Source organism: Streptomyces longisporoflavus (assembly GCF_014649775.1).
Lineage (GTDB): Bacteria > Actinomycetota > Actinomycetes > Streptomycetales > Streptomycetaceae > Streptomyces > Streptomyces longisporoflavus.
Genome location: NZ_BMTR01000007.1, coordinates 279,006 through 290,756, shown reverse-complemented (window position 1 = coordinate 290,756; position 11,751 = coordinate 279,006). Strand labels below are relative to the sequence as shown.

11 protein-coding genes are annotated in these 11,751 nt (G+C 70.7%); 5 read left to right on the top strand and 6 right to left on the bottom strand.

Features of this window, described 5'->3' with window-relative positions; translation table 11 throughout:
* Positions 1-48: 48 nt before the first annotated feature.
* Together IE226_RS17080 and IE226_RS17075 are read right to left on the bottom strand one after the other, a co-directional pair.
* Positions 49-561, bottom strand: a complete 513-nt coding sequence (locus tag IE226_RS17080) for a hypothetical protein (protein WP_190082086.1) — start codon at positions 559-561, stop codon at positions 49-51.
* A gap of 34 nt (positions 562-595) precedes the next feature.
* Positions 596-1,717, bottom strand: coding sequence for a magnesium and cobalt transport protein CorA (locus IE226_RS17075; RefSeq protein WP_190082085.1), 1,122 nt, complete (start codon positions 1,715-1,717; stop codon positions 596-598).
* A 474-nt stretch (positions 1,718-2,191) separates the two neighbouring features.
* Between IE226_RS17075 and IE226_RS17070 the strand changes: the two genes are divergently transcribed.
* Complete coding sequence (locus IE226_RS17070; protein ID WP_190082084.1) at positions 2,192-2,776, top strand: suppressor of fused domain protein; 585 nt, start codon at positions 2,192-2,194, stop codon at positions 2,774-2,776.
* Positions 2,777-2,794: 18 nt separating this feature from the next.
* Here IE226_RS17070 and IE226_RS17065 read toward each other — a convergent pair whose 3' ends face one another.
* Entirely contained in the window at positions 2,795-4,048 is a 1,254-nt protein-coding gene (locus IE226_RS17065) for an MFS transporter (protein ID WP_190082083.1), read from the bottom strand.
* 160 nt (positions 4,049-4,208) lie between these two features.
* On the opposite strand from IE226_RS17065, the gene IE226_RS17060 reads away from it, so the two are divergent.
* The 3 genes from IE226_RS17060 to IE226_RS17050 all read left to right on the top strand — a co-directional run bounded on the left by IE226_RS17060 (position 4,209) and on the right by IE226_RS17050 (position 6,599).
* Positions 4,209-4,850 carry a DUF6758 family protein gene (locus tag IE226_RS17060; RefSeq protein WP_190082082.1) on the top strand — a complete coding sequence of 214 codons (642 nt, stop codon included), beginning with the start codon at positions 4,209-4,211 and terminating at the stop codon, positions 4,848-4,850.
* A gap of 177 nt (positions 4,851-5,027) precedes the next feature.
* The gene (locus tag IE226_RS17055) at positions 5,028-5,903 is read left to right on the top strand and encodes a PHP domain-containing protein (protein ID WP_190082081.1); all 876 of its coding nucleotides are present in this window, start codon (positions 5,028-5,030) and stop codon (positions 5,901-5,903) included.
* Between the two features lie 90 nt (positions 5,904-5,993).
* Positions 5,994-6,599: a MarC family protein gene (locus IE226_RS17050; protein ID WP_190082080.1), complete on the top strand. Its 606-nt coding sequence runs from the start codon at positions 5,994-5,996 to the stop codon at positions 6,597-6,599.
* A gap of 137 nt (positions 6,600-6,736) precedes the next feature.
* Here the strand turns inward: IE226_RS17050 and IE226_RS17045 are convergent, their stop codons facing one another.
* Positions 6,737-6,889, bottom strand: coding sequence for a DUF8834 family protein (locus tag IE226_RS17045; RefSeq protein ID WP_167829028.1), 153 nt, complete (start codon positions 6,887-6,889; stop codon positions 6,737-6,739).
* Between the two features lie 199 nt (positions 6,890-7,088).
* Here IE226_RS17045 and IE226_RS17040 point away from each other — a divergent pair, with 199 nt between their 5' ends.
* Positions 7,089-7,994 (top strand): NYN domain-containing protein, encoded by a 906-nt coding sequence (locus IE226_RS17040; protein ID WP_373306980.1) that lies wholly within the window; start codon positions 7,089-7,091, stop codon positions 7,992-7,994.
* Positions 7,995-8,035: 41 nt separating this feature from the next.
* On the opposite strand, the gene IE226_RS17035 is transcribed toward IE226_RS17040, so the two are convergent.
* Complete coding sequence (locus tag IE226_RS17035) at positions 8,036-8,950, bottom strand: alpha/beta fold hydrolase (protein ID WP_190082078.1); 915 nt, start codon at positions 8,948-8,950, stop codon at positions 8,036-8,038.
* 393 nt (positions 8,951-9,343) lie between these two features.
* On the bottom strand, positions 9,344-11,740 hold the full coding sequence (locus IE226_RS17030; RefSeq protein ID WP_229871097.1) for a DEAD/DEAH box helicase: 2,397 nt from the start codon (positions 11,738-11,740) through the stop codon (positions 9,344-9,346).
* Positions 11,741-11,751 lie beyond the last annotated feature (11 nt).

Here is an 11,751-nt window from a genome sequence, read left to right as displayed (position 1 = left end):
CGTGGCTGAGGGCCTGCGTGCCTGAGGACCCGGGGGCGCGCGGACGCGCTAGCCGCGCCGCTTCTTGCGCTTGAACAACAGCCGGGGCAGCCCTTCCGGCACCGGCTGCCGGGTGGTCGCCGGGGTCGGCAAAGGCGCAGCCGCGAGGGACCCGTCGGGCAGCTCGGTGCTGATGTCCTGCGGGGTGAGCCTGAGGACCCGGCACTCGTCGGCCCAGCGCTGCGGCATCCGCTCGCCGTCGGGTGCGTTCAGACGCTTGCCCTTGAGCTCGGCGACGGCCGCCTCCCACGCCTCGGAGCGCGGCGCGAGCTCCGTCACGCGCGCCGTCCAGGCGATGAGACGGCCGCCCTTGTCCTTGCTGCGTACGGTCACTTCGGCGGTGGCGCCGTCGACGAGACCCGGCAGCGGCTGCTCGCCGGGACCGTCGCCCACGAGGTGCGCCGCGCCCTCGTGCCATACGTGCCACAGCGCGCGCGCCGGTTCGTCGCCGCGCACCCAGATGAGGCCCGACTTCTTGGTGGCCTCCTCGACGAGGGCCCGGGCGAGCAGCGTTTCTGTCATGCGCGCAGCCTATCGAGCCGCCCGCACCGTACGCCTAGAGCCAGCCGTTGCGCTTCAGGGTGCGGTGGATGGTGTAGCAGGCTCCGGCGATGAGACCGAGCACCATCGGGTAGCCGAATCGCCAGTGCAGTTCCGGCATGTGGTCGAAGTTCATGCCGTAGACCCCGCAGACCGCCGTCGGCACGGCGATGATCGCCGCCCAGGAGGTGATCTTGCGCATGTCCTCGTTCTGCGCGACCGCGGCCTGCGCGAGGTTGGCCTGGAGGATCGAGTTGAGCAGTTCGTCGAAGCCGACGACCTGCTCCTGGACGCGGGCCAGGTGGTCGGCGACGTCACGGAAGTACTTCTGGATGTCCGGGTCGACCAGGCGCATCGGCCGCTCGCTCAGCAGCAGCATGGGCCGAAGCAGCGGCGAGACGGCCCGCTTGAACTCCAGGACCTCCCGCTTGAGCTGGTAGATCCGCCCGGCGTCGACACCGCGCGCGGAGCCCTTGCCCTTGCTCGGGGCGGAGAACACCTCGGTCTCGACCTCGTCGATGTCGTCCTGCATGGCGTCGGCCACCGCGAGATAACCGTCGACGACGTGGTCGGCGATGGTGTGCAGGACGGCGGACGGCCCCTTGGCGAGGAGCTCGGGCTCCTCCTGGAGCCGGCGCCGCAGGCCGCGCAGCGAGCCGTGGCCGCCGTGCCGCACCGTGATGAAGAAGTCCCGCCCGGTGAAGCACATCACCTCGCCGGTCTCGACGATCTCGCTGGTGGCGGTGAGTTCGGCGTGCTCGACGTAGTGGATGGTCTTGAAGACGGTGAAGAGCGTGTCGTCGTAGCGCTCCAGCTTGGGCCGCTGGTGCGCGTGCACCGCGTCCTCCACGGCCAGGGGGTGCAGCCCGAACTCGGCGGCGATACCGGAGAACTCGGCCTCGGTCGGCTCGTGCAGGCCGATCCAGGCGAAGCCGCCCTCGCGGCGCACCTGGAGCATCGCCTCGTGCGGCGTCAGCGTGTCGTCGCAGGCCGCGCGCCGCCCGTCGCGGTAGACCGCGCAGTCGACGACGGCGGAGGCGGCGGTGGGGTCACGGGTGGTGTCGTACGAGCTGTAGGCGCTGCCGTCCTTGCGGAGCGAGGGACGTACGGCGGCGCGAAGGTCACGGATCATCGACATGGGCAGGCTCCTTTGACGGAGGCCGCCGGCGACGGTTGGAACTACCCGGAATGGGGACGTCCTGCTGAGGATGTTTGGCACGTCCACAAAGCGGGGAGCACCGCACCATCGCGGTGGCAGCTTCGCTACTGACTCAGATTCAGAGAACTCAGAGAGATCAGGTGGAAACGAAGTGCTCTTCCGTCGCACGCAAGCACGGGGAGTACCGACGCACAGTGGCAGCTACAGGGCTGCGTGAGGTGTCAGACGGAAGAACGGGTGGTACTGCACGGTCGACTTCGATCCATGGCAGCCCCACCTCCTCCGGCCGGTCCCCCGTAGGGGAAGTCCCAAGCGCGTAGCGCGCGCGAAGTCATCTGCCCGGGCTTGAGAGCGCGCTCTGCGTGCTGCCCGGAACCAGCTGCCAACACTATCAGCCGACTGAAGTGTCAAGCCCCGTCTTTGCCCGCCACTGACGAGTTCTATGCTCGCGGGATGGCTGATGTTCTTGCTCTGGTCGAGGCCCGCCTCCGTAGCGGCCTCGGTGAACCGGACGCCCGCGCCGCGGTGACCTTCCTCGGCACCGACCGCGTCGAGGTGCTGCGCTTCACGGACGGGGACGTGGTCAGATACGCCACCCTCGGGATGTCGGCCAAGGCGATGGCCGACCCGACCGCGGTTTTGGCCGACCCGGTCAAGGGCCCGCGAGCCGAGCTGATCCTCTCCGTCCGCGGCGGCGTCGCCGACACGGACAAGGTGCTGCGCCCGCTCGCCGTACTGGCGGCTTCGCCGCAGGTCGAGGGCCTGATCGTGACCCCCGGCGCCTCGCTCGACGTGGGTGAACCGCTGTGGCCCGGCGCCCAGTTCACCTCGGTCCTCGTCGCGGAGCCGGGCGGTCTGGTGGAGGACCTGGAGCTCGACGAACCCATGGAGCCCGTACGGTTCCTGCCGCTGCTGCCCATGACGCCGAACGAGGGCGCGTGGAAGCGGGTGCACGGCGCGCAGGCCCTCCAGGAGCGCTGGCTGAACAGCGGAACGGACCTGCGCGATCCGCTGCGCAAGTCCGTTTCCCTGGACTGAAGTCCCTTACGGGAAGAATCAGTTGGCGAAGACGGTGACGCCGTCCTCCGTCGCGTGCTTCGGTTCGAGCTCCTCGGCTTCGTGGGTGAGGGCGTCCTTGCGGGCCCAGACCACGACCGCGCCGATGACCGCGGTGACGGCCGCGACCACGAACGGGATGTGGATGTTGCTCCACTCCTCGATCTTCGGCGCGAAGAACGGCGCGGCGGCGGCGGCGAACCACCGGACGAAGTTGTAACCGGCGCTCGCCACCGGGCGCGGCGCGTCCGACACGCCGAGCGCCAGCTCGGTGTAGACGGTGTTGTTCACGCCGATGAAGGCGCCGGACAGGATCGTGCAGACGATGGCCGTCGCGTGGTTGCCGTACCCGAGCACGAGGACGTCCGCCGCGAGCAGCACGAGCGAACCGCCGAGCACCTTCAGGGAGCCCAGCCTGGCCTGTAGCTTCGGCGCCACAAGCACCGAGAAGACGGCGAGCAGCAGACCCCAGGCGAAGAAGATCGCACCCGACTTGTACGGGGTCATGTCCAGCACGAACGGCGTGAAGGCCAGGACCGTGAAGAACGTGTAGTTGTAGAAGAACGCGGAGGCTGCGGCCGACGCGAGCCCGCCGTGCCCGAGGGCCTTGATCGGGGCGAGCAGCGAGGTCTTTTGCGCGGGCTTCGGCTGTTCCTTCAGGAACGCCGTGATGCACAGGAAGCCGACCGCCATCAGGACCGCCGTACCGAAGAACGGGTAGCGCCAGCTCGCGTTGCCGAGGACCGCGCCGAGCAGCGGCCCGCACGCCATGCCGAGGCCGAGCGCCGACTCGTACAGCAGGATCGCCGCGGCGCTGCCGCCGGCCGCCGCGCCGACGATGACCGCGAGGGCCGTCGACACGAAGAGCGCGTTGCCGAGGCCCCATCCCGCGCGGAACCCGACGAGTTCGCCGACCGACCCCGAGGTGCCGGCGAGCCCCGCGAAGACCACGACGAGCGCGAGCCCGAGGAGCAGGGTCTTCTTGCCGCCGATCCGGCTGGAGACGAACCCGGTCACCAGCATCGCCACGGCGGTGATCAGGAAGTACGAGGTGAAGAGCAGGGACACCTGGCTGGCCGAGGCGTCGAGGCCCTTGGCGATGGAGGGGAGGATCGGGTCGACGAGCCCGATGCCCATGAAGGCGACGACGGACGCGCCGGCGGTGGCCCAGACGGCCTTCGGCTGCCGCAGCAGGCTCGTCGCTCCCTTGTCCAGTGGGTCCCCTTCGGCGGGCCCTCCTGTGCTGCTGTTCATGCCTGCTCCTTAGCGGCTCACGTCGAGATCATTGACGTATACACATATTAGTTAGCCAACCTAAAAGGTGCAAGTTACATCTAGTTTCCCCTGGTGACAGGGCCACCGGACGGGTGATCGTCCTTGACGGGGGGACGACCGGGGAGGACCGTTGGTCGTTATGAGGGGCGAACCCAGTTGCCCGAAGTGTGGTGGCCGGGTCAGGGCTCCCGGTCTCTTTGCCGACTCCTGGCAGTGCGACGTGCACGGGACGGTGCATCCGCTGCAGCCTGTGATCCCGCCGAGCGTCGAGGCACTCCAAGTGGTGGTCCACCGCGCGCAGGTGCCGGTGTGGATGCCCTGGCCGCTGCCGGTCGGCTGGCTGTTCACGGGCGTGGCCTGCGCGGGCGACGACCGCAGCGGCGGCCGTGCGACCGCCGTGGCCTGCTCGGGGCCCGCGCCGCTCGGCGGCATCGGTGAGCTGGTGCTCGTCGCGGAGGAGCTCGGCGTCGGGCTCGGCGCGCGCTATGCGGGCATCGACGGCCCGGACCCCGGCCCCTATCTGAACGTCGAGCAGCCGCCGCAGGCCAAGCTGCTCGCGGCGGGCAGGCCGACCCCGATGTGGCATGTGGCGGGAACGCCGGACGACCGCGCGGTCTTCGCGGGCGAGGCGCGCGGCCTGTGGCTGTGGGCGGTCGCGTGGCCGGAGCAGTCGGGACTCCTGATGTACGACGAACTGGTGCTCACCGATCTGCGGGACGCCGGGGCCGAGACGGATCTGCTGCCGTGCGGGGCGCTCTCGCCGCGGATTCTGTCGCCGTGAGGCATGTGGCGCCCCGAGGCGGGAGCGGGGGCGCCGTGAGGGGGATCTCCCCTGTGGCGGGCGGCGGAGTGTTCGACTCCCGTTATCCTTGAGCGTCCCGTCGTCGCCCCCTCGTCGCGTCTCGTCTCTCGTCTTCTCCCGTCCCCCGCCCGCCCGTCAGAGCCTGGAGTCCGCGTCGTGCGCATCGATCTGCACACCCACTCCACCGCTTCCGACGGGACGGACACCCCGGCGCAGCTCGTGCGCAACGCCGCCGCCGCCGGACTCGACGTCGTCGCGCTCACGGACCACGACACCACTCGCGGGTACGCGGAAGCCGTCGCCGCTCTCGCGGGACTCGACCGGGGTCTCACCCTCGTCACCGGCGCCGAGCTCTCCTGCCGCCTCGACGGCGTGGGCCTGCACATGCTGGCGTATCTCTTCGACCCCGACGAGCCGGAACTCGCCCGTGAGCGCGAACTCGTGCGCGACGACCGGGTACCCCGCGCCAAGGCGATGATCGGCAAGCTCCGCGAGCTCGGCGTCCCGGTCACCTGGGAGCAGGTCGCGCGTATCGCGGGCGACGGCTCGGTCGGTCGCCCGCACATCGCCGAGGCCCTGGTGGAGCTCGGCGTCGTGCCCACCGTCTCGGACGCCTTCACGCCCGACTGGCTCGGCGACGGCGGCCGGGCGTACGCCGAGAAGCACGAACTGGACCCTTTCGACGCGATCCGCCTGGTCAAGGCGGCGGGCGGCGTCACCGTCTTCGCGCACCCGGCCGCCGTCAAGCGCGGCCAGGTGGTGCCGGAGTCCGCGATAGCGGCGCTGGCCGCCGCCGGTCTCGACGGCATCGAGGCCGACCACATGGACCACGACCCGGCCACCCGCACCCGGCTGCACGGCCTCGCCGAGGACCTCGGCCTGCTTGCCACGGGGTCGAGCGACTACCACGGCAGCCGCAAGACCTGCGTGCTCGGTGAGTTCACCACCGACCCCGAGATCTACGGGGAGATCACGCGGCGCGCGACCGGGGCGTTCCCGGTACCGGGCGCGGGCGGACGCGCCGGCGCGTGACCCCGCCGCGCAACGCGGCCCCGCCTTCACCTTCTCCGCCGCCCACGCGCGGCTCTTTCGTACGACTCACTTCACCGCAAGGCCATCACTGTGTTCGACGTCGCCGTCTTCGGATCCCTCTTTCTCACCCTTTTTGTCATCATGGATCCCCCTGGGATCACCCCGATCTTCCTCGGACTCACCTCCGGCCGCCCCGCCAAGGTGCAGAAGAAGATGGCCTTCCAGGCCGTGTGCGTCGCCTTCGGCGTGATCGCGGTCTTCGGGATCCTGGGCCACCAGATCCTCGACTACCTGCATGTCTCCGTACCCGCCCTGATGATCGCGGGCGGACTGCTGCTCCTGCTCATCGCGCTCGACCTGCTCACCGGCAAATCGGACGAGCCGACGCAGACCAAGGACGTCAATGTCGCCCTGGTGCCGCTCGGCATGCCGCTGCTCGCGGGGCCCGGCGCGATCGTCTCCGTCATCCTGGCGGTCCAGGACGCCGACAGCCTCGGCACGCAGATCTCCGTGTGGTCGGCGATCGTGGCGATGCACGTCGTGCTGTGGCTCGTGATGCGCTACTCCCTGCTGATCATCAGGGTCATCAAGGACGGCGGCGTGGTCCTGGTGACACGGCTCGCGGGCATGATGCTCTCCGCGATCGCGGTGCAGCAGATCATCAACGGCGTGACGCAGGTGATCAACGGCGGCTAGCCAGGGCCTCGGCCGGGGCGGCTTGCGACCGGACCCCGGCATGCCAAGGGCCCCCGTACACCTTTGGTACGGGGGCCCTTCAACCTGTGCGTGCAACCTATATGTGCAACTTGCTACCTATATATGCAACATCTGCGTTACGAGGCCGGGGATTCGGCCGGGCGGATATAGATGCGCTGGCCGATCGCTGCGGCCTGCTGCACGATCCGATTGACGGAGGCGGCGTCTACGACGGTCCGGTCCACGGCAGCGCCGTCGACGTCGTCGAGTCGCATGATTTCGAAGCGCATAAGGCTTCTCCCTTCGTCTGGTCATCCTCCTGAAGGAGAACTACTGGTGTGTGGCCGCCGGGACAACTGTGTCCGGCGTTCCATACGGGTACAACGAGTTGCCCCCAGCAAACATTCCCTACGCTAAATAAATTTTTCGACAGACTAATTACTCGTGAGTAGCGAGATCGGTTGTGTTCGCTGTGTGACCGACGGGACAATGGAGCCGATGAACGACGAGATCGAGATCAGCGCCCAGCTGGAGCGCGCCAACGGACTCCTCGAGCGGGTGCTCGCCGAGGTGGCGAGGACTCCGTCCACGCACGCGATCTTCGTCGACGCCGGGTACGTGTACGCGGCGGCGGGGCGGCTCGCGGTGGGCACGGAGGACCGGCGGGCCTTCGACCTGGACGCGGAGGGGCTGATCGAGGCGTTCATCGACAAGGCGCGCACGCTCTTCGCGGACAGCCGGCTGCTGCGCGTCTACTGGTACGACGGCGCGCGGCGCCGCATCCACACGGTGGAGCAGCAGTCCATCGCCGAGCTGCCCGACGTCAAGGTGCGCCTCGGCAACCTCAACGCGAACAACCAGCAGAAGGGCGTGGATTCCCTCATCCGGACGGATCTGGAATCACTCGCCCGGCACCGCGCGATCAGCGACGCGGCGCTGGTCGGCGGCGACGAGGACCTGGTCTCGGCGGTGGAGGCCGCGCAGGGGTACGGCGCGCGGGTCCATCTGTGGGGCATCGAGGCCTCCGACGGCCGCAACCAGGCGGAGCCGCTGCTGTGGGAGGTCGACAGCCAGCGCACGTTCGACCTCGACTTCTTCAAGCCGTACGTGTCCCGGCGCACCGCCGCGATGTCGTACGAGACCGCAGGCACCCCGCGGCCCGCGCGCGAGGACGTGCGGTTCGTGGGCGCGCAGGTCGCCGCGAAGTGGCTGGGCGCGCGGGGGCGCGAGGCGCTGGTGGATCTGCTGCCGGGCCATCCGTATCTGCCGGGGTCGGTGGACCAGGAACTCCTGGTGGAGGCCGAGAAGCTGCTCGCGTACTCGTTGCGGGGCCAGTCCGACCTGCGGCGGGCGCTGCGGGACGGCTTCTGGGAGCATCTGCGGACGCAGTATTAGCGGGCTTCGGTGTCGGCTCGCGCTCGCGCTCGGGCTTGGGCTTAGGTGTCGGCGTCCCAGAAGGCGATGAGAGCGGCGGCGGTCTGAGCCGGGCGGTCGGTGTTGGGGGAGTGCTCGGCGCCGGTGATGACCGTGCGGTGGGCGCGGAGCCTGTCCGCCATGTCGTCGAGCCAGGGGACGGGCCAGGTGTCGTCGCGCTCGCCGGAGATGACGTGCTTGCGCAGGGGGAGGGCGGCGAGTTCCGTGACGCGGTCCGGCTCGACGCAGAGTTGTTTGCCGGTGGCGATGAGCTGGGCGGGGCTGTGCCGGAGCCAGCGCTCGCGCAGGGCGTCACCGTCGACGTCGGTGTCCTCGGGCGGATCGGAGGCCTGGATGGCGGCCCAGGCCTCGGCCATCGTCATGACGGCCAGCGCGTCGGTCAGCATCTTGGCGCGGGCCTGCTGCGGGGGCGAGATGGCGGCGGGGCCCGATGCCATGAGGGTGAGCGAGGCGAAGGTCCCCGCAGGGGCGCGGAGGGCGGCGGCGCGGGCGATCTGGCCTCCTAGGGAGTGGCCGAGGAGGTGTGGGGGCGGGCTGGTGAATGCGTTTGTGCCTGTGCCTGTGCCTGTGCCTGTGCCTGTGCCGGTGTCTGCGTCGGCTTGAGTGAGGGCGTCGGCTTGAGCGAGTACGTCCAGGGCCAACTCGGCCTGAGAGTAAGGGGATTCATCCCTTTCGGGCCCTTGGCTCTCGTACTGGCCGCGGCCGTCGACGGCCACCGCTCGATACCCGGCAGCCGCGATGGGCACGAGCAGCGCGATGAAGTCCTCCTTGCTGCCGGTGAAACCGGGGAGCAGCAGGACAGTGCCCTTGGCCTCGCCAGCCGGGCGGGCATCCAGGGCGGCGAAGTCGCCGCGCACGGTCCTCAGGCTCAGGGCGTCGACGCCGGGGGGCGGGGTGAAGGTCGGAGGCCTGCTCATGCCTTTGAGGCTATCGGCGGAGGGGGACGGGGTCTCGCCGGGGGCGTGTTGGGGGTCTCGGTGGGGCTTGGCGTGGCGTGGCCCGGCGCTGCGCGCCGGATGCTCCCCGCCCACCCACCCGTTTGCCCCGAGTCCTGAGCGGCAGGGTGGGGGCGGGTAGCGGAACGGGCCAGTCTGCCCGGTCACGTTGTGGCTGCGGAGTAACGGGTGGGTGGGTGGGAGACATCCGCGCGTCAGCGCGGGACAGCTGACACCGAGCGCTCGGACAGCCGACCAACCTTCCCGGCGCTGCGGGGCACCCGGCGAGCGGGGAGCGCCGCGAGAGGCGATGCGGAAGGCCCGGCTCCCCCGTAGGGGGGCCGGGCCTTCCGACGTCCTGGCTCAGCGGAGCGTTCAGCTCTCCTCTGCCGGCGCAGCCACCGCCTTGCGGGCCCTGCGGCGAGGCTTGGTCACCGTGGGCTCCTCCTCGGCGACCGCCGGAGTCTCCGCCGCCTTGCGCGTACGGCGGCGGGGCTTGGTCTCCTCCGTCGGCTGAGCGGGGATCTCGGCCTCGGCCGTCTTGCGCGTACGGCGACGCGGCTTGGCGGCGGGAGCCTCGGTGTCCACGGCCTCGACCGTGTCGACGACAGCCTCGGCGGTCTCGGCGGCCTTCCGCGTCCTGCGGCGAGGCTTCTCGGCAGGAGCGTCGGCGTCGACGGTCTCCGCCGTCTCGACGACCGGCTCGGCCGCCTTGCGGGTGCGACGGCGCGGCTTGGCCGCCGGGGCGTCGGTCTCGGCTGCCTCGGCTGCCTCGACGACCGGCTCCGCGGCCTTACGGGTGCGGCGCGGCTTCGTGGCGGGTACCTCGGCCTCGGCCGTGTCGACCACGGCTTCCGCTGCCTTGCGCGTGCGGCGGCGCGGCTTGGTGGCCGGGGCCTCTGCCTCGGTGCTCTCCACGGCCTCGGCCGTGTCGACCGCGGCCTCGGCTGCCTTGCGGGTACGGCGGCGCGGCTTGGTGGCCGGGGCGTCCGCCTCGGTGCTCTCCACGGCCTCGGCCGTGTCGACCGCGGCCTCGGCTGCCTTGCGGGTACGGCGGCGCGGCTTGGCTGCCGGGGCCTCCACCTCGGTGCTCTCCACGGCCTCAGCCGTGTCGACCGCGGCCTCCGCGGCTTCCGCTGCCTTGCGCGTACGGCGGCGCGGCTTGGTGGCCGGCGCCTCGACGGGTGCGGGGGTCGTCTCCACGGCCTCGGCCTCGACTGTGTTCACCGGGTTCACCGGGTTCACCGTGTCGACAGCGGCCTCCGCCGCCTCCGAGCCGCCCCTCGTCCGGCGACGGCGACGCGGCGTGCGCGGCTCCGTCGGCTCTGCTGCGGGGGCTGCGGGAGCCGCGAGGGCTGCCGTCGGAGCGGCCTCGGCCACCGGCGCGGCTGCCGTAGACGGCGTCTCCAGCGGCGCACCGGAACGCGTGCGGCGGCGACGGCGCGGCGTACGCGCCTCACGCGGCTCGCGCTCCGGCTCGGAGGCGTGCCCGCGGTCACGGTCACGTCCACCGTCACGCCCGCCGTCACGGCCACGGCCGCCACGGTCGCGGTCCCGTCCGCGGGAGCCGCCCTTGCCGCCGGTCTCGCCGAGGTCTTCGACCTCCTCGGCGCGGAGCCCGGCGCGGGTCCGCTCGGCGCGGGGCAGCACGCCCTTCGTGCCCGCCGGGATGTCCAGCTCCTCGTACAGGTGCGGAGAGCTCGAGTACGTCTCGACCGGGTCGCTGAGGCCGAGGTCCAGCGCCTTGTTGATCAGCTGCCAGCGCGGGATGTCGTCCCAGTCGACCAGCGTGATCGCGATGCCCTTGGCACCCGCGCGGCCCGTACGGCCGATGCGGTGCAGGTACGTCTTCTCGTCCTCGGGGGACTGGTAGTTGATGACGTGCGTGACGCCGCCGACGTCGATGCCGCGAGCGGCGACGTCCGTGCAGACGAGCACGTCCACCTTGCCGTTGCGGAACGCGCGCAGCGCCTGCTCGCGCGCGCCCTGCCCGAGGTCGCCGTGCACGGCGCCCGCGGCGAAACCGCGCTTCTCGAGCTGCTCGGCGATGTCGGCGGCGGTCCGCTTCGTACGGCAGAAGATCATGGCGAGTCCGCGGCCCTCGGCCTGCAGGATGCGCGAGACCATCTCGGGCTTGTCCATGTTGTGCGCGCGGTACACGTGCTGCTTGGTGTTCGCGACGGTCTGGCCCTCGTCGTCCGGCGCGGTGGCGCGGATGTGCGTGGGCTGCGACATGTAGCGACGGGCCAGGCCGATGACCGCGCCCGGCATGGTCGCCGAGAACAGCATCGTCTGGCGCTTGGGCGGCAGCATGTTGATGATCCGCTCGACGTCGGGCAGGAAGCCCAGGTCGAGCATCTCGTCGGCCTCGTCGAGGACGAGGCACTTGATGTGCTTGAGGTTGAGCTTCTTCTGGCCCGCGAGGTCGAGGAGACGACCCGGCGTGCCGACGACGATGTCGATGCCCTTCTTGAGGGCCTCGACCTGCGGCTCGTACGCACGGCCGCCGTATATGGCGAGGACGCGGACGTTACGGGCCTTGCCGGCGGTCAGGAGGTCGTTCGTGACCTGCTGGCAGAGCTCACGCGTGGGGACGACGATGAGCGCCTGCGGGGCGTCGGTCAGCTGCTCGGGCTTGGCCCGGCCCGCCTCGACGTCCGCGGGGACGGTGACGCGCTCAAGGAGCGGGAGTCCGAAGCCGAGCGTCTTGCCGGTGCCTGTCTTGGCCTGGCCGATGACGTCGGTCCCGGAGAGCGCCACGGGGAGCGTCATCTCTTGGATGG

Excerpts from the sequence above, each read along its gene's own strand:
- IE226_RS17080 (WP_190082086.1), bottom strand. The coding sequence starts at position 561 with ATGACAGAAACGCTGCTCGCCCGGGCCCTCGTCGAGGAGGCCACCAAG.
- IE226_RS17075 (WP_190082085.1), bottom strand. The coding sequence starts at position 1,717 with ATGTCGATGATCCGTGACCTTCGCGCCGCCGTACGTCCCTCGCTCCGC.
- IE226_RS17070 (WP_190082084.1), top strand. The coding sequence starts at position 2,192 with ATGGCTGATGTTCTTGCTCTGGTCGAGGCCCGCCTCCGTAGCGGCCTC.
- IE226_RS17065 (WP_190082083.1), bottom strand. The coding sequence starts at position 4,048 with ATGAACAGCAGCACAGGAGGGCCCGCCGAAGGGGACCCACTGGACAAG.
- IE226_RS17060 (WP_190082082.1), top strand. The coding sequence starts at position 4,209 with ATGAGGGGCGAACCCAGTTGCCCGAAGTGTGGTGGCCGGGTCAGGGCT.
- IE226_RS17045 (WP_167829028.1), bottom strand. The coding sequence starts at position 6,889 with ATGCGCTTCGAAATCATGCGACTCGACGACGTCGACGGCGCTGCCGTG.
- IE226_RS17040 (WP_373306980.1), top strand. The coding sequence starts at position 7,089 with ATGGAGCCGATGAACGACGAGATCGAGATCAGCGCCCAGCTGGAGCGC.
- IE226_RS17035 (WP_190082078.1), bottom strand. The coding sequence starts at position 8,950 with ATGAGCAGGCCTCCGACCTTCACCCCGCCCCCCGGCGTCGACGCCCTG.
- IE226_RS17030 (WP_229871097.1), bottom strand. The coding sequence starts at position 11,740 with ATGACGCTCCCCGTGGCGCTCTCCGGGACCGACGTCATCGGCCAGGCC.